The sequence below is a fragment of the Neobacillus drentensis genome (genome assembly GCF_036965245.1).
In the GTDB taxonomy this organism is placed as follows: domain Bacteria; phylum Bacillota; class Bacilli; order Bacillales; family Cytobacillaceae; genus Neobacillus; species Neobacillus drentensis_G.
Window position 1 is genome coordinate 82,866 of sequence record NZ_JBALPG010000044.1, and the last position, 19,860, is coordinate 102,725.

The following is a 19,860-nucleotide window of genomic DNA, read 5'->3' on the forward strand; positions in this document are numbered from 1 at the left end:
CGTAAGCGCCCGCTTAGCGACTTATGGACTGGAGCACTCCGTATGAGATAAAGGAAAATCGAAAAGTGGAAGCGCCTCGAACAAGGGCTTATGACCCCGAGCCCCTTGGCGCTGGAGCTAGACAATAAGAAAAGCGTAAGCGCCTTGAACAGGGGCGACAGGCATAAGACGAGCCGGCGAGAAGGCAGCTTTTTAGCCTTCTTGACGGATTGGCTTATGACCCCGAGCCCCTTGGCGCTGGAGCTAGACAATAATCTTAGCTCGGAATTAGTTTGATAATGGTCTCAATCAAAACAGTTAATATTGGTATCGCCATGGCGAGAATAATGATTTTTCCTGCTAATTCAATTTTAGAGGCAATTGCTCCCTGGCCTGCATCCTTGGTGATTTGGGTGGCAAATTCGGCAATATAGGCAATTCCAATGATTTTAAGGATCGTTTCAACATAAACCATATTTACCTTTGCGTTCACTGCCAGCTTTTCAAGCATATGAATAATTTCAAAAATCTTATCTACTAAAAAAAGAAAAATAGCACAGCCGACAAAAACGACTAAAAGGAAGGCAAAATTAGGTTTTTGCTCTTTAATGATTAAAGCAAGAAAGGTTGCGATGAGAGCGACTCCAACAATTTTTATGATTTCAATCGCAAAGCCCCCCTTTCTATTGAAACAAGAATACTGATTTTATTTTCTGGAAAAGATCATCCACTATCGAGGCGACCTGAAATAAAATATAGATAAACCCGAACAGGGTGACCCACTGTGCATATTCCTTTTTGCCAACCTGGTCAAGTACGGTATGCAAAAAGGCCACAACAATTCCGACACCGGCGATTTTAAAAATAATATCTACTTCTAAACCCATTGCTTTTCCCCCTAAAATAATAAAATAATCAGTAATAATCCTGATAAGAATCCTAGACTCTTTACCATTTTTTCATATTTTGCCTGCCGGTCGATGGCGTCCGCTTCTTCTCTTTCAAGATGGGAAAGAGTTAGCATAATATGTTTTTGCTGGGAAAAGCGATCATGGCGGCCAAGGGTTTCCCCAAATTGCTTCATAATTTCAAATTCTCCCTGTTTTAACGCCGTTGATTTCCATACCTCTTTTAAACTAGTCTCCCATGCTTCCTTTACCGTTGTTTCAGTGTCTGTTAGTTTTTTTGCAAAGGAATCAAAAAATGTAGAGAGCGGCTTGGAAAGCTGGCCTGCTAATCTTCTAGCTGCTTCATGCAATGGTGTATGGCTATACATGATTTCAGCCTCAAGTGATTGCAATGCCGATCTTAACGCCCTTAGCTGCTTAGGGCGTTCACTAAAATTCCGCGAAGCCTCAAATCCTGTCCAAGTGGTCGCAACTATAATGATGATGGCACCAATTAACTTAATCATTTATGTCACTCTCACTTTTTGATTCATTTCTTGCCCATTTGCATTAAAAATATGTGTTATGGTTCCCGGTCCGGATACCCTGCTAAGGATGACAAACCGTTCAAAAATTCTTTGGTCTAAAATATTTCTTAGAGATGGCCTGTTTCGTATTTCTTCCAAGCTTGTCCCGTGTGTGGTCATAACAAGTTTAATACCCGCATGTACAGCCTCTTGAATGGCCTCCGCATCTTCCTTGCGTCCTATTTCATCAACAATCAAGACATCGGGACTCATCGAGCGAATCAGCATCATCATTCCTTCTGCCTTTGGACAAGCATCTAAGACATCCAGGCGGTGACCAAACGTCAATTGCGGAACCCCATTAACACATCCCGCAATTTCACTCCGTTCATCAACAATCCCCACTTTACTAGCCTCATAACCTTTTTCCCTGTTCCCTGAAGAAATGATTCTGGCGATATCACGCAACAGCGTCGTTTTTCCCGTTTGCGGCGGTCCAATAATCATTGTATGCATCCAATTACCTTTAAAAATAAAAGGAATAATAGGTTCTGCTATTCCTACCTTTTCCCTGGCAATTCGTATGTTAAAAGAGGAGATATCCCTAATCGCCTTAACCTTTCCCTCCTCAAGAATGACTTTTCCAGCAAGCCCTATCCGATGTCCTCCAGAAACAGTTATATATCCGCGTTTAAGTTCTTCTTCAAGCGTATAAATAGAGAAATGGCTTATTTTATTCATAAGATGAAAAGCATCTTCAGGCTGAATGATATACGATAAAAACCGTGGTGCTCCCTTTAGTGTCATTTCAATAGGACGGTTAATACGAATACGGATTTCCTCTAATTCTTCTTTTTGGTTAGGAGGGATTTTACTGATTAGGTCGGCAATATTTTTTGGTAAAAAGCTAAGGATCGTTTCCACGTATGCTTCCTCCTTGTAGAATTCTTGTACTAATTAAAATGTATGCCTGCTGGGACACATTATGACTTTCTAATCTGTTAATTCATTTCTATTTTTTTGATAAGATTGATAGAACAACATGCTAAAGATAAAAGAATAGATATTAAAATAGGAACATTTCCTGAAGGGCATCAGTATTTTAAAGGAGAAAAACAAATGAAGGAGGAGAAATAAATTTGTATAATAACTTACCGCCCAATCGAAATGGATCACATCATAAAGGAAATTTAATAAAAGTAAGAGGCGAAGGTGAACTTGCAATTCAGCCTGATTCGGCCTCAGTAAACTTAGGGGTCATCACTGAAAAGAAGGAATTGTTAACTGCTCAGGAGCAGAACTCTGTTGATGTGACAAAAGTAATTAACGCTCTGCTCGGACTAGGAATTCCGCAAAATCAAATTCAAACATTCAACTATCGTATTGAATCAGATTATGATTACGAGCAAGGGAAACAAATATTTCGCGGCTATAAAGTAACTCATCTATTGCAAGTGAAAATAGAAGATTTATCATTGGTAGGGAAAGTAGTGGATACTGCCGTTCAAAACGGGGTTAACTATGTCTCCAATATTCAATTTACAGCTAAGAATAAAGAGATTTTTTATCAGCAAGCCTTGGTCATTGCTCTAAACAATGCAATTGAAAAAGCCAAAACAATAGCGAAAACGTTAAATGTAACATTAATACCCACTCCAAGTTTAGTTGTGGAAGGCGGAAATACGGTTCAGCCCTTTTACCATCCATCGGAAACATTTGTGAAAGGAGTCAGTTCAACGCAACTTGAACCGGGACAAATAAAAGTAACTGCCAATATTTCTGCAGAATTTCATTATCGAACAGTATATTAAAAAAAAGCGCGTACATTGGAGCTGGACAATTCTCCAAGTCCAATGTATTAATTGTGATAATATTAATAAAAGAGCAGGCACATGAAATTATTCACGTGCCTGCTCTGTTTAGATTAATGATTAGTTATCATATTTCTTTGCCCAATTATACAGCTGCATTTCAGTAACTGGACCGTTATAGTGCTCCCTTATTATTCCCTTCTTATCGATGACAAAGGTTTCAGGCTGGCCTGTTACGTTAAACCGTTTTGCAACTTTGGCATTGTAATCAAATAAATAAATCATTCCTTCTTTATTATTGTCGGTAATTTTTTTTACCCGATCAATTGTTTCTCCACGGTTGATCATTAGAAGGGGATATTTATTTCCATAATCCTTTTGAAATGCTGCTAATTCAGGAAACTCTTCTTTACAAGGTGCACACCAGCTGGCAAAATAATTTAATATTACCACTTTCCCTTTATAATCAGATAGCTTGGTGGTACTTCCTTCATAATTTGGCAGCTCGAAATTATAAGCTTGATCGCCAACATCCGTGTTTTTTCCCTTTGTAACCAAGCTATATCCAAAAAAACCAAACATACCAATAATTAGAATCAATACGAGTAATTTGATGACTCGCTTGTTCATCGTATTTCCTCCTGACACCTAGACTTACAGTCTATTTATCGAGCTGTTTTAAAAATTCAATTTCCTTTTTAAGCTTTTCATGTCTTTTACCGATAATAAACATATAAGCAAAAATAACAACCCAAGCAACGGAATAAGCACCTAACATATATTCATAATTCATGGTTAGATTCCTCCTATTTTTCTAATTCTTCTCTTAATTTTTCTTTATATCTTTCTACTTTGATTCTCATATTTTCAAAAGAAACTCCCTTTTGAAGAAGATAGGAATATAGAATGGTAAAAGCGGTAATCGTGATGAGCAATGCTACTAACATCGTATCCTCAATACCGCCACCTTTTTGGGAAGGTCCCTCACCAAAAACAATTGGATGGAACTTTGTTTGCCACCAACGAATGGCGAAAAATACTATTGGAACGTCGGCAAACCCGATGATGCCAAAGACAGCTGCAAGCCGAGCCTTTTTATCCCAAACTCCGTCCATTTGACGAATCATAATGTAGGCAATATAGATAAAAAATAGAATTAAAGTCGTGATTAGACGTGGTTCCCATACCCACCATGTATTCCAAGCCGATTTTGCCCAAATTGGACCGGTTGTTAACACAATGATGGTAAATACAACACCGATTTCAGCCGAAACATATGCATAAGTATCAAAAATTCTTTTCCGCTTGATTAAGAACAAAATACTAAAGACAAATGTAACAAAGAACGCCATAAAGGCAAGCCATGCAGAGCTCACATGAAAGTAAAAGATTTTTTGTGCTGCATGCATGGTTGTTTCTTCTTCAGCAAAGATAAAGATAAAATATAGGGACAATAACATGGAAATGACAGTAGCACTAAACAGCAATTTTGATAAATTTAGGCTCTTTGTATCAGTTATTTGAGATCCGGGAAGCACCGCTTTCTCTCGTTCGAGATTCATACTCATCACTTAAACCTCCAGCACATAATCAATTAATAAGAAGCAAACAACAAAGAAAATAACATCATACGCCGTGACCAATTGGATCCAGGCAATTGCGCTTGAAAGTTTTTCCACATTCGTTAAAATAATTTTCGTTGCCTGAACAACTCCGATTAAGATAGGTGTTGTAATCGGAAAAAGTAAAAGCGGCAGCAGCATTTCACTGCTTTTAGAATTAGCAGCAAGGGCAGCTAAGAATGTTCCAATAGCAATAAATCCAAAGCTTCCTAAGAAAATAACTAAAATAAAATATGGAAAACTACCAAGAAATTTAAAATCAAAAAGTAGGAATAAAAACGGGATAGAGACTATTTCCACTACAAGCATCATCGCGAAATTCGCGAGGAACTTTCCTAAATAAATGCTTGCAGCCTCCATAGGCGCTACCAATAAACCTTGCATCGTATCATTTCGCTGCTCCGAAATAAACGATCGATTAAGTCCTAAAATACCGGCAAACACGATAATGACCCAAATGACACCAGGAATAACTGCTTTTGTTGTGTTATTGGCAGGGTCAAACGCAAAACTGAAAACAACAATAACAAGACCGGCGAAAATGATTTGCGTTGTTAGAATTTGTTTTGTTTTTAGCTCTGAATATAAATCCTTTTTAGCTAAAAAGAGGGCCGTTCGGAAAAGGTTCATGATACACCCTCCACTTGAAGCTCGTATTTTTCAGACACAAACCCTAAGTTTCGATTTTCAATCTTAAAGTCATCAACAATCTTTCCATTCTTCACAATTATGACTCGGTCACAGATTTCTGCTGCTTGTTTGAAGTCATGGGTAACCATCAATGTTGTCGCACCTTTTTCTTTCATCGACACAATTACATTATTTAAAATTGAAATAGCTCCTTGATCTAATCCTGTGTGCGGTTCGTCTAAAAGGAGAACCTCGGGATCATGAACAATTGCCCGTGCGATGGCAATCCTCTGGATCATACCGCGTGAAAAATTCTTGACTGGTTCATTCAAAAAGAAGGACAAACCTACTTCTTTTACAAGCTTAATTGCTTTTTGTTCGACATCTTTAACCCCGTATATATTCCCAAAGAATACGAGATTTTCTAACGGAGAGTAATGATCGTAAAGCAAGCTGGAATGGGGTAAATAACCTAATAATTTTTTTATTTCAATTTGGTTCTTTTTCAAATCCAGACCATTAACCAACACATGCCCTGATGTGGGTTTAATTAAGGTTGCCAGCACTTTTAAAAGCGTACTTTTACCTGCACCATTTGGTCCGAGGATAGCTACCGTTTCTCCTTTTTTTATAGAGAGGTCTACACTACGCAAGATCAGCTTGTTATCAGCTTGCTTTGTCAGCTTTTTTATTTCTATCATCTGCCGTCCCTCCCCACAAGCTGTTACTCAACAAAATTACGTAAATTTAATTTAACCTGGACTAAATGCTGTTTATATGCAGCAAGTTTTGCCTGATATTCATCCTCCGAGAGCTTTCCATCCCCAAAGGTTTCTTCCAATTCAATAATCTTATCCATAATCGCTTTTTGCTTCGCCATTAAGAGCTTAAAGGCTTTCTCTTCCTTATCTGCTCCTAGTCTTTCCTCTTCTAAGCTTGCTTTCCTTCTAAAATAGGCATAATAGGAAATTCCCGCTATCAAAATAGCACCGATAATAATTAATAAGACGTGCGGGTTAAAGCGATGTAATGGTGATTGTGCCCACATTCTTAAGTGTCCTGGATTATGGAAAGCAGGTGAGTTATGGGTAACAGAACTATTTTTTCCACTTTCATTCTTTGTCGCAGCAGCATTTGTCTCATCCGCTGCAGGCTGTTTGTCTTTGTTATAAACAAGCGTAAATGGTTGATTTTCCTTAATATTTTCAATACTGTATCCGTAATAATTTTGGTCATCAAATTTGAAAAGCCCTTGGCTAGTCGCTTCAGCACCTTTCACTTCGATACTGCCCCTGCCTTCAGGAACGAGAATTTGAATCATTTGGGCTGGAAAATCAACCGTTAGATTAATATCTTTACCTTTAGGCATTCTATAACTATATGGCAGCACCAATGTTTGATTTGCCGGGATTGCAGTGGTAGTAATAAAGCCATTATCTACTTGTTTAAATGCAATTTTATTATCTAAAAAATTTAGGTCCTTTGCTCCCTCAGGAAGTGTTACGGTTAAAACTGCCTCACTTCTTCCATCACCATTAAAATCCTCAGCAGTGGTATTAGTATAGTTCACCATATTCATTAAATTTGTTGATCCATCTTCAGCAGGGCTGACAACGATGTAATACATATCAACCGTAATCTTTGATTCTGATGCTGCTAATCCATGGAATGGGATTAACAACATCAGTCCAAGGAAGAAGACTGTGATTTTCTTGATCACTTTCCTTCCCCCTTTTTATTCTTATAGATTTTCATTTGCGCTTCAATTTCTTTTTCCACTTCTGCCATTAAATCCTCATCAACACTTGCTTCCACCATTTGTTCTTCTTCCTTCATAATATTGGCCACTTCTGTTTCGTATTGTTTCTTTAAGTTTTTATAATCAGCATGTGAGATTTTATCCATTTTGTACTCAAACTCTATCTCGTTAAGAGTTGTCAAAAGTGCTTCTTTCGTTGTTGCCAAATCCTGCCCGTTTGTACTTACATGTAAATAAGAATCCCACTTAAATAACGGCGATATTATTAGAAATAGACAAACTAGCGCCAATGAAGCAGTGAAAATCATCGAAATGATTGAGATATCGTGCATTTTGTTCACATCCTAAAGATACTTTTTGCGTTCTTCATCGATCATGGAAGAGAGGATTTCATCTTCTACTTCATTCTCAGTGTTCTCGAATTCATTGACTATTTCTTCCGGTCCTTTTTTCTTCACCCATTTACGGATAATGATGAACACAGCTATTCCTGCTGCTCCTAGTACAACAAATGGGAGAACCCAAGCTGTTAGGCTAAAACCGCTTTTCTCAGGAGAAGTTAATATTTCTTCACCGTAAATATTGACGTAGTATTCACGGATTTTATCCTTATCCCAGCCTTTGTTCATCATTTCAACTAAATCTTTTTTAAACTCAGTTGTAAGATTGCACGTATTGGGATCACATTCATAATGATCCTGTCCGCAGCCGCAAGTACATGCAAATTGCTGGGCAACCGCTTTAAACTCTGCAGATTTATAGTCAATCTGTTTTGCCTCCACTCGGAAGAACGTGCCCTGAAAGATAAACGCAATGATGAGGAAACCTAGACAAATTTTATTTCTCATTTTTAGGACACCTCTTTGCGTATTCCAGTGTATCTCGGAGTGACATTACCATATTTTCCGTTCCAAACGGCGAACAAAGCACCTATTACAATCATGAAGGAACCAAACCATAACCAGTTCATCATTGGATTAATTTTCACAACAAACGTTGCCTTTCCATCGTCTTCCCAAGCACTTAAAACGATATATAAGTCCTCCTTCAGTGAAGAAATAATGGCTACTTCAGAAGAAGGCTGATCCCAGTTACCATAAAATACTTTTTCCGGTTGGTAGGTACCGAGTTTTTTACCATTTCTAAAAACGGTAATATCGGCATAGACAATATCGTTAATTCCCTCTCTTTTTTGGTCAAGCCGTTCATAATTGAGTCGGTAATCTTTAAGTTCAATCGATTGTCCTAAAGAAACTGTTTTCATCGTCTCTAAATCATAGTTTTGTGAGCCGATAATCCCCATTGTAATGAATGCGATGCCAAGGTGAACGATATATCCTCCATAGCGGCGGCGATTACGGATCATTAAGCGGTACAAGGCAACAAGTGGTGTTTCTTTTGTCATTTTTCTTCTTGCTTTTACCCCTCTATAGAACTCTAAGTAATGGGTGATTAATAATAGAATAATAACCCCATAGCCAATGACTGCCCATGCTTTTTGAATCCCTAGCACAACCATTAGTACCATGCCAATAACAGCAAGGATAGCTGGAATCATAAAGTTTTTCTTAAGATTTTTTACTGTTGACTTCTGCCAGGCCAAGAGTGGACAGACTGCCATGACAAACATCATCGATAATAGAATTGGTGCTTCAACCTTATTAAAGAATGGCAGCCCAACTGTTACTTTCGTACCGCGAACAGCTTCAGATACGAGCGGGAAAATAGTACCCCAGAAAACGGCAAATGCTGCTCCAACTAATAATAGATTGTTAACCAAGAAACTGCTTTCTTTGGAAACAAAGGAATTAAATTCTCCAGCACTGCGTTTAAGCAGATTGTAGCGGCTCATTAATACATATAATGATAGAATGACAGCAACGCCCATGAAGATTAAGAAGTATAAACCTAAATTTGAATTTGAGAATGCATGAACAGATGTCAGTACTCCACTTCGTACAAGGAACGTTCCGAAAAGCGTTAGTGCATATGAAACAATGATTAAGCTGATATTCCAAACTTTCAGCATATTTTTTCGCTCTTGGATCATGACGGAATGCAGGAAGGCAGTGGCTGTTAACCACGGCATAAAGGAAGCGTTTTCTACAGGATCCCATGCCCAGTAACCGCCCCATCCAAGTTCCACATATGCCCATTGACCACCAAAAATATTTCCCAAACTTAAAAATAACCAGGCAATAATCGTCCATCGTCTCGTCATTTTAATCCAGAAATCATCGACATTTTTCAAAATCAATGCTGCCATGGCAAAGGCAAATGGAACTGCAAGACCAACATAACCAAGGTAAAGTGTAACTGGATGTATGATCATTCCAGGATTCTGAAGCATTGGGTTTAACCCTTTTCCTTCAATTGGGACAGTATCTAATAACATGAATGGCTTTGCGACAAATCCAAGAATAAAGAAGAAGAAAACCGCGTTGGCCAAAAGGATGGCTGAAATGTATGGAACCATTGGATTTCCTTTCAACTTTCTTGAAAAAGCAATCATAATCATGTATAGCGTTAAGAAGAATGTCCACAGTAACAAGGAACCAGCATTACCAGCCCACAAGGCGGTAAGTTTATAAATGACTGGAAGTTCACTGCTCGTATAATCGTGAACGTATTCGTATTGAAATTGAGATGTTGCTAAAAGGTAGAACAAGGAAAGCATAGTAAGTGATGCACATACAAATAATGCAATCATTCCACCTTTTCCACTATTAACGAGCTTTTGATTTTTTGTACTGATCCCCAAAGTGATAATGAGGAGCGAATAGATAGCAATAGCTAATCCGATATAAATTGTTGCGTTGGCAAATAAAAACATTTCGTCACCTTCTTAACTGAACCTGTTATTTTTCATTCGGTGGTTGATTTAACTTTTCTTTATGTGTTTCAGGATCATAGTCTTTCATGTCTTTTCCTTCATATTTTGAAGGACATCTTGTTTTCACAGATTCGGCTTCAAATGTATCTTTTTTTGTAGGAGATCCTTGAAGAATTGTAATAACCCCTTCGGAAAAGTTGTCAGGTTTTGTTCCATTATTAATGACGTGCATAATATTGCCATCATTATCTTTTACATCAAATTTCAATTCAATTTTGTCAGGATTCCATTTAATCGACTCTTCAATTAATAAACCTTCTACCGTAACAAAGTCGTCTTTATGCTGTTCTTGTGTTGCCAATAATTCTTTCAACGTTAATTCAACACCGCTAGAACCCGGCGTTGCTGCCATAAGCAAGAAAACAATAGCACCAGCAATAATAAAACCACCAAGCATAACTAACGTATTTTTTTTCAATCTTCTCACCCCATTAGAGTAATTTTTTCATTTCTTCTTCATACATTTCCTGGTCAATTTTTCCTGTTAAAAGCTTTTTACGCAGTTCCTTCTTTTCTTCGGCATTAACAGACTTATTGTCTTTTTTGACCGTAGTTTGCTTTTGCTGCGTTTTATGTTTTTTTCCCTTAGCTGTCATGCGATCTGTTTGGAACTTACCTTTCAATCCTAGGTAAACAAAGAGTCCTGCGATAATGATTGCAATTCCTATTATCGATGCTCCACCCACTCCGATGATCGGACTTTTTGAGTTGCCTGAGCTCCCTTTATTAATTTGGTCTGTTGCGGTTACACCGTTATGGTTTTCGTCCTTTGGAGGCTGCTGCTTGTTGATAGCTTCCATTGTAGATTCTGTTCCGTCTTTCTTATAGGAGAAGGAATATTTTAAGTTATCTCCCGCTTTTACATTTTTATATTGGTAGTAATATAGCTCTTCTCCATATTCACTTTTTGTATTATTTTCTGCCTTTGGCTCAAGCTTGATTTCCTTTGCATCCATTGGTGCATAAAAGACAACATCTAATTTTTCGATTTCAGCATTATTAGTCAGTTCATATGTAAAATTTTTATTATCTTTAACATCGATTGATTTTGTATAGTACTCGATAACAAATTTATATGTTTCATTATTTTTGATTGCTTTAGACGGCTTCCAGGTTACAATCCCTTTTTCTTTGTCTATGTCATATGGCCGCTGAACTTCTGGCTTATTTTCTTCCGGAAATTCTGCTACTAAGTAGGCTTCAAATCCCTTTTCCATAGCAGGAACAGGAATTTCTATTTTCCCATCATAGTCTTGGCCACTCTTGTTCGTAATCGTTCCGTATTGGCCTATTAGTAATGACGGAACATCTCTCGATCCCCAATCCTCAGGGTAATCAAACTCTGGCATTACCTGTACTTGCATTTCCTTAAAAGGAAACTTATCTGCCGGAAATACTGTTTCAGCACTGGCTTTTGAACTGATAAAGCCAGTTAAGAATGAAGTAATGACGAATAATGCCAACCACTTTTTCTTAAGCATATTAATCCTCCTTGACCTTCAATAACTCATTAGTTGAAGGTCCCATTTTTCACTATAGCCCTCTTTGAAATAAATATAATCTTTATCTACATTAAGTTGTTGATTCACTCTTGAACATTTTGTTAAGTAATAAAAAAAGTTACGATTTTGTCAAAAAAACACCATAAAATTGTCACAATTGTAAGAAATGCGGAAGTTCAGGTTAGATTTGTAATCGGTATTTATTTAATAGATAGGCTCTGTTAAACTTGTCTGTTGACTACCGCTCCAATCAACAGAGTGGCAAAATCAACAATGAGCTTTAACATAGCCAATAGATAAAAAAAACCTGAACCTACTTATTAGGTTCAAGGTTCAAGATAATCATTAGGTGTTTCAGTTTTGGGCTTAAGCGTGCGGATATAGCTGACGATGTCTGTTATTTCCTCTTTACTCAACTGCCGAGCTCCATCAAGCCCTTTTAATGACGGCCCCATGCGTGTTTCTTCACGACCATAAGCAGTGGAAAGCCAAATCTGCTTATCGGTAGTATATTTTAAGTACTGAGGATTAGCGAGAACGGTCCCCATTTTTAGTTTACCAGCACCAGCTTCACCATGACAGTTAAGGCAATACAAATTATATTGCTTTTCCCCACGTTCAGGATTACCAGAAATCGTTTTTGGAACAGCATAATCTTTTTCCTCTGTTTGCCAATCCCTCATAAAGGCAACAAGATTATTTATATCTTTTTCTGATAATCTTGGCCCATAAGCAGGCATACCTGTACCTTCCCTGCCATATTTTACGTAATTGAACAGGTCTTTATCGGAGACAGTGTTTAAAAAGTTCTGACTATTAAGTGCTGTCCCTGCATTTAAGCCCTCACCTTTTCCTGTTTCTCCGTGACAAACTAAGCAATTTTTGTTATATACCTTTTCTCCTGCTGCAATAGCTTTGGAATTCTTATTATCAAAAATATCACTATTACTAATGCAAACAATAATTCCAATAATTATCAAAATGTAGAATCCGATTAATATTTTTTTCATGGGTTCCCCTACTTTGGTCAAGATGCCATAATATATGTTTCTTGAATTATTTCTGATGAATTTAATACATAATCAGGCAATGGCTGGTGTTTTTTATCAAGCTTCCAACTTTCATCATCAAGTTTGGAGCTGCAGCCCACTGCTGCTATTGCGATTAAAATGAAGAGGAAAAAGAAAGCAGTTATTCGCTTCATATTCTGATCCACCTCTTAACTTTCTATTATTTTTCAAGTTCATTTTAGCAAATAGTAGTAAGTAAACTTGCTTTTATTTCTTACTATTTGGTGAAGTTTTCAAGCTAGCAAAAGGAAAAATATTAAGACCACTAGAAACCCAGATGTAAAAAAAAGCCTTAGTCCGATTTTTTCGGACTAAGGCTTTTAAATGATAAACAAATTATGCACGTGATACATAAGAGGCTTCTGTTGTATTGATGATTAATTTATCACCTTGGTTGATAAAGAATGGAACTTGAACAATAAGGCCTGTTTCAAGGGTTGCAGGCTTTGTACCGCCAGAAGCTGTATCGCCTTTAATTCCTGGCTCTGTTTCCGTTACTTCTAATTCAACTGTGTTCGGTAATTCCACACCAAGAGTTTCATAATTAAACATCATGATGTGAACTTCCATATTTTCTTTTAAAAACTTTAATTCATATTCAATGTTGCTAGCTGGGAGTTCCACTTGTTCGTAGGATTCCATATCCATAAACACGTGAGAATCACCGCTTGCATAAAGATATTGCATTTTACGATTATCGATTTGAGCTTTTTCCACTTTCTCACCGGCACGGAACGTTTTTTCTTGAATCGCTCCATTACGAAGGTTACGCAGTTTTGAACGAACAAACGCTGCTCCTTTCCCTGGCTTTACATGTTGGAAATCCATAACACGCCATATGCCGCCATCCACTTCAATTGTTAATCCTGTTTTAAAATCGTTTACAGATATCATGATTAAATCCTCCTAAATTCATTACAGTATAATAAGTTCTTTTGTTGAATGAGTGAGAGCTTGGTTGTGATCCTTCGTAATCAATGTATCATCTTCTATCCGAACGCCGCCAAGGCCTGGGATATAGATACCAGGTTCACATGTTACAACCATTCCAGTTTCTAAAATGGTGTCAGATTTAATTGACAAGCTAGGACCTTCGTGAACCTCAAGCCCAATACCATGACCTGTTGAATGACCAAAGTATTCCCCATAACCCTTTTCTGTTATGTAGTTTCGCGTTAACGCATCTGCTTCCTTACCTGTTATACCTGGCTTTATACCGTCCATACCTCGTAATTGTGCTTCAAGAACAATATTGTAAATTTCTTTCAGTTTCACATCAGGCTCGCCGACAGCAACTGTCCTCGTAATATCAGAGACATACCCATTGTAGTAAGCACCAAAGTCCAATGTCACCAAATCTCCAGCCTCGATTTTTTTATCACTTGCAACTCCATGTGGCAGGGCAGAGCGGTAACCAGAAGCAACAATTGTATTAAAAGAGGAAGAAGTCGCACCGGCCCTTCTCATAAAGAACTCTAATTCATTCGATACCTCTAATTCCGTTTTTCCAGGACGAATGAAGTCTAAAATGTATTTAAATGCAGCATCAGCAATATCTGCTGCTACCTTTAATATATTAATCTCTGCATCAGTCTTAATCAAGCGTAACTTTTCAACGACACCGGAAATTGGCACAAGTTCAGCTTCAATTTCTTTCTCATATATTTTAAAGGAAGAGTATGTTAAATAATCTTCTTCAAATCCCAATTTTTGAATTCCCAATTCTTTAGCAAGACGTGCTACTTCTTCGGGAATGGAACTAGAAAATTTAACAATTTCGAATCCTTGACACTGGCTAGATGCTTGTTCTATATAACGGAAATCTGTTATAAACAGCGCCTTGTCATGACTAATTAAAACAACACCGGCAGTGCCAGTAAAATTAGATATGTAGCGGCGATTAAATGGGCTTGTTATCAGAATCCCATCAATTCCATGGTGTGAAAAATCCGATCTTAGTCTTTCTATTTTTTCCATTTGTCTCCACTCTCCTTTTCGAATTTACATTGGACAAAAATATTTTATCACAACCTATCAAATCCGACTAATAGCAACTTAAGTAGAGGCCTCTTTCTCTTGTACTTTATTAAGTTCAAACACATAATTAATGGAATAACCAATGAAGGTTCCATATACGATATATAAACAAATGGAAGTAATGATGGTATCCCTGCTTAAATCAGAAAACGATTTTATTCCGGGAAATAGTGGATTCAGAATAAAGAACACAAGTAAGAATATAACAAGCCCATAACCAAGCCCAAACCATATACCTTTGAATTTTCTTAGAAGGGCATAATAAATAAAAGCGGCAAAAATTGATAATACACCCATTAACATGATGGATACTACCGTTCCAATCCAGCCATTTTTCCAATCCCCAAGAGACCAGGGTCCTAATATGACATTTGGGCCAACTTCTGTAAAATTAAGAAAGGATGCGATATACCCAATTGTTCCCCAAAAAATTCCACCAAATAAACCTGTCCAAAAAACCATTGTCAAAAAGGACATAGGTTTTGGATAATTTTCTATTTTATGATCATTTGCCATTGAAACAACCCCTTTTTTCAGTGTAAAAAAAATTAGCTTNNATTATTATCGAATAGTAAATTTGATGATAAATTCCATCCATATTATGCCCTTAGAAATACAATCCTTTCATAAAAAAAATTTTTTGCTAAATTTAGTTGGAAATATTCTGTCTTCCTAGAGGTTTTTTCATTTTTTTAGTAGAATACATTTAAGTACAAACAGATTTATCATTTCTGCTATTGTGCAACTTTGTTATAGGTTGGTGTTAATGACCATGTCCAATTCTAAAAAACCCGTATATGGCGGCCAAGCGGTCGTTGAAGGAGTTATGTTTGGCGGAAAACATCATTATGTTACCGCAATTCGCAGAAAAGACCGTTCTGTTGAATACTTTCATTTGCCGCGGAAAGCGAATCCTACTTTAACTAGCTTAAAAAAAATCCCGTTTCTTCGCGGAATCATTGCCATTATTGAATCTAGTGCGAATGGTTCAAAACACTTAAACTTCTCTACTGAACGATTTGATGTGGATCCAAAAGACGATTCCACAATTAACGAAAAAGAAGTCTCAAAATTGACGATGTATCTTGGAGTAGCAGTTATCGGGGTCATTTCATTTTTATTTGGAAAATTTGCTTTTACGTTGATTCCTGTATTCTTAGCAGTACTAACGAAACCAATTTTTCCATCCGATTTTGCTCAAGTCTTGGTGGAAGGCTTCTTTAAGCTACTGCTGCTCCTTACTTATATATATTTTGTCTCACTTACCCCGCTAATCAAAAGAGTGTTTCAATATCATGGTGCTGAGCATAAAGTAATTAACACCTTTGAAGCAGGGGTAGAACTGACCGTTGAAAATGTTCAGGCCCATTCCCGCCTGCATTACCGCTGCGGCAGCAGTTTCATCTTATTTACCGTTATTGTCGGTGTATTTGTTTATATGTTAGTTCCGACATCACCGCTATGGTTACGAGTTGTCGACCGTCTTCTCTTAATACCGGTAGTATTAGGTATTTCCTTTGAAGTCTTACAAGTCACGAACAAGCTTCGTGATTTTCCAGTCTTAAGATATTTAGGTCTTCCGGGACTTTGGCTTCAATTGTTAACGACAAAGGAGCCCAGTAATGACCAGGTCGAAGTGGCGATTCTTTCCTTTAACGAATTGCTTAAAAAGGAAAAGGAAACGGCGTACGACATGGAAAGTGAAGAAATTGTCTAAATCTTTGTTTTGTAGTGTTTAAAAGACTAAAAAAATGCTTAAGATGCTCTTAGGGAGGTGGCATTCTTGAAAAATCGGACACCTGTAATTATTGTTGGAGTACTTATCGTTCTTGCTCTAGTGGGCCTTATTGGTTCATTTACAGCTAATCCAGCCGGTTTCATTCAGAGAATAGCTGTCATCGCATTGATCGGTTTGGTGATTTATTTCCTTGTTCGAAAGTTTTCAAATTCGAGTCCTCAGAAAAAAGAGCAGCAGGCATTTCTTAAAGCAGCAAAAAGGTCAAAAAAACGATTACAGCAAAAGAGTGGAGATACAAATGTAAAAACCTCTTCTCTTGGAACGTTAACAACATTAAAGAAAACCAGCAAGACAAAAAAGAAATCTCCTGCTCACCTGACCGTAATTGACGGCAAAAAAGGAAAAAAGAAAAATCGAGCGTCCTTTTAGACACTCGATTTTTCTTTTTAATAAGGTTCCACTTTTGATTAATACCCCCAACTGTTCAAAAACTTTTTCGCATGTTCTCTCCCTATATTAAATAATTTCCGCTTTTTTTCTTCGGATAAATGGAATTCAGTTAACGATACTCCTTCAGCAGTAATAAAAATAATATTTTCGACATGCTTTTTGGAAATATATCGTTGGTCATGCGCGTCCTTCATAGTCTCAAATAATGCCCCAAATAATTGAATGCCGTTTTTTATTTTATGTTTTTCATGTTCATATTCACTGGGGCTAAGTTTAATCCCAAGCACAGGTCTGACTTTTTTTACATTATCCTTATCAAAAAGCCACATTGGAAAATTACTGAGTACCCCGCCGTCCACCAAAATATTCACGCCATCCATTGAACGCAATTTAACAGGTTCAAAAAAGTAAGGGATACTGCAGCTCATTCTAATTGCTTTAGCAATAGAGAAAGAACCTGGTGAAATCCCGTACTTTTCTAAATCATCAGGCAAAACGACCATTTGTCCATTCGACAGGTCTGAAGCAATCACTCTAAGTGTATTAGGAGGCAAATCAGAAAAAGTTCTTAACCCTTTTGCTTCGAGCGTCTCTTTCATCCATTTTTCTAGTTCATTTCCTTTATAAAGTCCAAGCTTCCAATACACGAGCAGCCATTTAGCAATGGAAAATGGGATGATGGTTTTACGAGCATCAAGCATTTTAGGCAGATTGAACTCATCCACCAATTGATAAATTTCTTTACTCGTATAGCCTGCGGCAATTAAGGCGGCAACAATTGAGCCTGCACTCGTTCCTGCGACCCTTACAAACTGAAAGCCCCTGTTTTCAATTTCTTCATAGGCCCCAATGAGTGAAAATCCTTTAATTCCCCCTCCAGAAAAAACGCCGTCTATTTTCATGGCAGCCACTCCTAAAGATGAACTCATTGTTACATCTTTAATCCGCCCATCACAAAAATAGTACCAAGGACATGCGTAAAATTTCAAAAAAATGAATGGACATTCTTTGGACCTATTTTGTCTACAAAATGTTCACCGGTGCCCCTTCTTTCTTCATATCACCAACATATCTTTTTCATAAACTTTACCTATCATTTTATAATTCTCATTAATTGATAAAGGCAGGGAATTTTATGAGTATTAGAAACCAAAGGGTTAAGGTGTACGATATGACCTGTACATCTTGCGAAAAGCGGATTGAAAGAACTGTAAAAAAATTAGATGGTGTTATCGATGTAAAAGCAAATTTTAGCGGCCAATATGCAGATATTGAATTTAATGATGAGATATGCAGTATAAATGAGATAAAGGCTGCGATTAATCGTGTCGGCTACAATACAGAAAATGCAAGGGATTATAAGTTTATTGGAATCATCATTGTTGTTGCTGCTATTCTGTTGCTTGGAATAAATACAGGCAGCTTTAATATGGAAGATAAACTCAAAAATGCCTCCTATGCTCTGTTATTTTTTGTTGGATTGATTACTTCCATTCATTGTGTAGGAATGTGCGGTGGTATTATGCTTTCCCAAACCATCGGAAAGGAAAGTCAAAGTAAATTTGATGCAATGAAACCAGCTATTTTATATAACCTTGGAAGAGTTGTATCCTATACCATTATAGGCGGAATCGTTGGTGCCATTGGTTCCGTTTTTGCTCTTTCCCTAACGACAAAGGCTGCAATGCAAATTTTGGCCGGAGTATTCATGATTGTAATGGGCTTTAATATGGCTGGCTTTAAAGCTTTTAGAAAGCTTCAACTCAAACTACCAACCTCTGTTTTGAAATTGTTAGGTAAACCTAAACCTAAAACACCGTTTTTTGTAGGAATATTTAATGGATTAATGCCATGCGGTCCATTGCAAACAATGCAGCTATATGCTTTAGGAACAGGCAGTGCAATTAGCGGTGCTTTATCCATGTTCATGTTTGCCATAGGAACCGTTCCACTAATGCTGACATTCGGGGCATTATCAAGTCTTTTAAGTAAAGGTTATACAAAAAAAATCCTTAAATTTAGTGGAATTCTTATTGTCGTTCTTGGACTTGTTATGAGTAATAGGGGCTTGGCTCTTGCTGGAATGAATTTAAGCCCGGCCTCTATATTCGCTAACATTAGCGCCTTTGGTGACAATCCCGCTGCCCCTGCGAATGCGACAAAAGCAACAATTAAGGATGGTGTGCAGGTTCTAAATATGACTGCAAACGTATACGGCTATACTCCAAATACTCTTTATGTTCAAAAGGGAATGCCTGTTAAGTGGGTCATAGATGGTGAGCAGCTTACCGGCTGCAACAATACGATTGTAATGCCTGATATGAATTTAGAACAGAAACTTCAAAGTGGGAAAAACATCATTGAATTCACTCCAGGTAATGAAGATATTCCTTTTAGCTGTTGGATGGGAATGAAACGTGGAACGATTAAGGTGGTAGATAATCTTAAGACTATATCTGTATCCAGCAGTGATGCAACTGGTATTGATTCATCGACCAAATCTACTGCTTCAGCTTCCAATCAACAACAACCAAGTATCTATGGTACTGACATCAGCAAGGTGCCTACTAATAGACTAGTCAATAAAGCACAGTTAACAAATAATGAGCAAACATTAGCAATTAAAGGAATCGGTTATGAATTAGAACCATTGATCATGGTGATTAATAAAGGGATAAAGACGAAAATGTCAATTGATTTAACATCATTTGATACTCCAGATGGGTACTTCTTGATTTTGAAATCAAATACAAAAGAAATTGTTACTGATTTTACCGGTGTAAATGGTTCCGTTAATGTTGAATTTAACATCGAAAAAGCAGGTTCCTACGGAATTTATTTAAATGAAGAGGAATTAATCGGTGTTATAGATGTTGTCGATGATATTAATTCCGTTAACCTAGAGGAAATTAGAAGTAAATATCTTCAATAAAAAATTTAAAGGCTCTTTTCGCA

The 19,860-nt window shown here is 37.3% G+C and carries 24 protein-coding genes and 1 pseudogene; 4 read left to right on the forward strand and 21 right to left on the reverse strand.

Going from position 1 to position 19,860, the window contains the following annotated elements; genetic code table 11:
* Positions 1–256: 256 nt before the first annotated feature.
* Genes spoIIIAD through spoIIIAA form a run of 4 tightly spaced genes read right to left on the reverse strand, consistent with a single transcriptional unit; the run spans position 257 to position 2,317 of the window.
* Positions 257–646, reverse strand: a complete 390-nt coding sequence (gene spoIIIAD, locus V7150_RS11310) for a stage III sporulation protein AD (protein ID WP_283923444.1) — start codon at positions 644–646, stop codon at positions 257–259.
* 16 nt (positions 647–662) lie between these two features.
* Complete coding sequence (gene spoIIIAC, locus V7150_RS11315; protein ID WP_007084610.1) at positions 663–866, reverse strand: stage III sporulation protein AC; 204 nt, start codon at positions 864–866, stop codon at positions 663–665.
* Between the two features lie 11 nt (positions 867–877).
* Complete coding sequence (gene spoIIIAB / locus V7150_RS11320; RefSeq protein WP_335517739.1) at positions 878–1,393, reverse strand: stage III sporulation protein SpoIIIAB; 516 nt, start codon at positions 1,391–1,393, stop codon at positions 878–880.
* A complete protein-coding gene (spoIIIAA, locus tag V7150_RS11325; RefSeq protein WP_335517743.1) occupies positions 1,394–2,317 on the reverse strand; it encodes a stage III sporulation protein AA in 924 nt (307 codons plus the stop codon).
* A gap of 215 nt (positions 2,318–2,532) precedes the next feature.
* Between spoIIIAA and V7150_RS11330 the strand changes: the two genes are divergently transcribed.
* Entirely contained in the window at positions 2,533–3,204 is a 672-nt protein-coding gene (locus tag V7150_RS11330; RefSeq protein WP_335517746.1) for an SIMPL domain-containing protein, read from the forward strand.
* Positions 3,205–3,324: 120 nt separating this feature from the next.
* Here V7150_RS11330 and V7150_RS11335 read toward each other — a convergent pair whose 3' ends face one another.
* The 16 genes and pseudogenes from V7150_RS11335 to V7150_RS11410 all read right to left on the reverse strand — a co-directional run bounded on the left by V7150_RS11335 (position 3,325) and on the right by V7150_RS11410 (position 15,233).
* Complete coding sequence (locus V7150_RS11335) at positions 3,325–3,834, reverse strand: TlpA family protein disulfide reductase (RefSeq protein ID WP_335517750.1); 510 nt, start codon at positions 3,832–3,834, stop codon at positions 3,325–3,327.
* Between the two features lie 31 nt (positions 3,835–3,865).
* On the reverse strand, positions 3,866–3,997 hold the full coding sequence (locus V7150_RS11340) for a CcmD family protein (RefSeq protein ID WP_335517753.1): 132 nt from the start codon (positions 3,995–3,997) through the stop codon (positions 3,866–3,868).
* Between the two features lie 13 nt (positions 3,998–4,010).
* Entirely contained in the window at positions 4,011–4,772 is a 762-nt protein-coding gene (locus V7150_RS11345) for a cytochrome c biogenesis protein (RefSeq protein WP_335517756.1), read from the reverse strand.
* A gap of 3 nt (positions 4,773–4,775) precedes the next feature.
* Positions 4,776–5,456, reverse strand: a complete 681-nt coding sequence (locus V7150_RS11350; protein WP_335517759.1) for a heme exporter protein CcmB — start codon at positions 5,454–5,456, stop codon at positions 4,776–4,778.
* Entirely contained in the window at positions 5,453–6,157 is a 705-nt protein-coding gene (gene ccmA, locus V7150_RS11355) for a heme ABC exporter ATP-binding protein CcmA (protein ID WP_335517762.1), read from the reverse strand. The genes V7150_RS11350 and ccmA overlap by 4 nt, the downstream gene beginning before the upstream one ends.
* A 23-nt stretch (positions 6,158–6,180) precedes the next feature.
* Positions 6,181–7,176, reverse strand: a complete 996-nt coding sequence (locus V7150_RS11360; protein ID WP_335517765.1) for a hypothetical protein — start codon at positions 7,174–7,176, stop codon at positions 6,181–6,183.
* Positions 7,173–7,547 (reverse strand): hypothetical protein, encoded by a 375-nt coding sequence (locus tag V7150_RS11365; protein WP_335517769.1) that lies wholly within the window; start codon positions 7,545–7,547, stop codon positions 7,173–7,175. Before V7150_RS11365 ends, V7150_RS11360 begins: the two co-directional genes overlap by 4 nt.
* Positions 7,548–7,559: 12 nt before the next feature.
* Positions 7,560–8,063 carry a cytochrome c-type biogenesis protein gene (locus tag V7150_RS11370; RefSeq protein ID WP_335517772.1) on the reverse strand — a complete coding sequence of 168 codons (504 nt, stop codon included), beginning with the start codon at positions 8,061–8,063 and terminating at the stop codon, positions 7,560–7,562.
* Between the two features lie 2 nt (positions 8,064–8,065).
* Positions 8,066–10,048, reverse strand: a complete 1,983-nt coding sequence (locus tag V7150_RS11375; RefSeq protein ID WP_335517775.1) for a heme lyase CcmF/NrfE family subunit — start codon at positions 10,046–10,048, stop codon at positions 8,066–8,068.
* A gap of 25 nt (positions 10,049–10,073) precedes the next feature.
* Positions 10,074–10,535: a cytochrome c maturation protein CcmE gene (locus tag V7150_RS11380; protein ID WP_420490278.1), complete on the reverse strand. Its 462-nt coding sequence runs from the start codon at positions 10,533–10,535 to the stop codon at positions 10,074–10,076.
* A 4-nt stretch (positions 10,536–10,539) separates the two neighbouring features.
* On the reverse strand, positions 10,540–11,589 hold the full coding sequence (locus V7150_RS11385) for a hypothetical protein (RefSeq protein WP_335517781.1): 1,050 nt from the start codon (positions 11,587–11,589) through the stop codon (positions 10,540–10,542).
* A gap of 347 nt (positions 11,590–11,936) precedes the next feature.
* Entirely contained in the window at positions 11,937–12,620 is a 684-nt protein-coding gene (locus V7150_RS11390) for a c-type cytochrome (protein ID WP_335517784.1), read from the reverse strand.
* Between the two features lie 20 nt (positions 12,621–12,640).
* Positions 12,641–12,814 (reverse strand): annotated as a pseudogene (locus tag V7150_RS11395) (PCYCGC motif-containing (lipo)protein); the annotation flags it as partial.
* Positions 12,815–13,016: 202 nt separating this feature from the next.
* Positions 13,017–13,574 carry an elongation factor P gene (gene efp, locus V7150_RS11400; RefSeq protein WP_335517789.1) on the reverse strand — a complete coding sequence of 186 codons (558 nt, stop codon included), beginning with the start codon at positions 13,572–13,574 and terminating at the stop codon, positions 13,017–13,019.
* A 21-nt stretch (positions 13,575–13,595) separates the two neighbouring features.
* Positions 13,596–14,657, reverse strand: a complete 1,062-nt coding sequence (locus V7150_RS11405; protein WP_335517791.1) for a M24 family metallopeptidase — start codon at positions 14,655–14,657, stop codon at positions 13,596–13,598.
* A gap of 78 nt (positions 14,658–14,735) precedes the next feature.
* Positions 14,736–15,233: a YqhR family membrane protein gene (locus V7150_RS11410; protein WP_335517794.1), complete on the reverse strand. Its 498-nt coding sequence runs from the start codon at positions 15,231–15,233 to the stop codon at positions 14,736–14,738.
* Positions 15,234–15,489: 256 nt separating this feature from the next.
* Here V7150_RS11410 and V7150_RS11415 point away from each other — a divergent pair, with 256 nt between their 5' ends.
* Entirely contained in the window at positions 15,490–16,434 is a 945-nt protein-coding gene (locus V7150_RS11415; protein ID WP_335517797.1) for a DUF1385 domain-containing protein, read from the forward strand.
* A 57-nt stretch (positions 16,435–16,491) separates the two neighbouring features.
* Positions 16,492–16,884, forward strand: coding sequence for an SA1362 family protein (locus tag V7150_RS11420; RefSeq protein WP_335517799.1), 393 nt, complete (start codon positions 16,492–16,494; stop codon positions 16,882–16,884).
* Between the two features lie 38 nt (positions 16,885–16,922).
* On the opposite strand, the gene V7150_RS11425 is transcribed toward V7150_RS11420, so the two are convergent.
* Positions 16,923–17,807: a patatin-like phospholipase family protein gene (locus V7150_RS11425; RefSeq protein WP_335517805.1), complete on the reverse strand. Its 885-nt coding sequence runs from the start codon at positions 17,805–17,807 to the stop codon at positions 16,923–16,925.
* A gap of 233 nt (positions 17,808–18,040) precedes the next feature.
* On the opposite strand from V7150_RS11425, the gene V7150_RS11430 reads away from it, so the two are divergent.
* On the forward strand, positions 18,041–19,837 hold the full coding sequence (locus V7150_RS11430) for an urease accessory protein UreH domain-containing protein (RefSeq protein WP_335517808.1): 1,797 nt from the start codon (positions 18,041–18,043) through the stop codon (positions 19,835–19,837).
* Positions 19,838–19,860 lie beyond the last annotated feature (23 nt).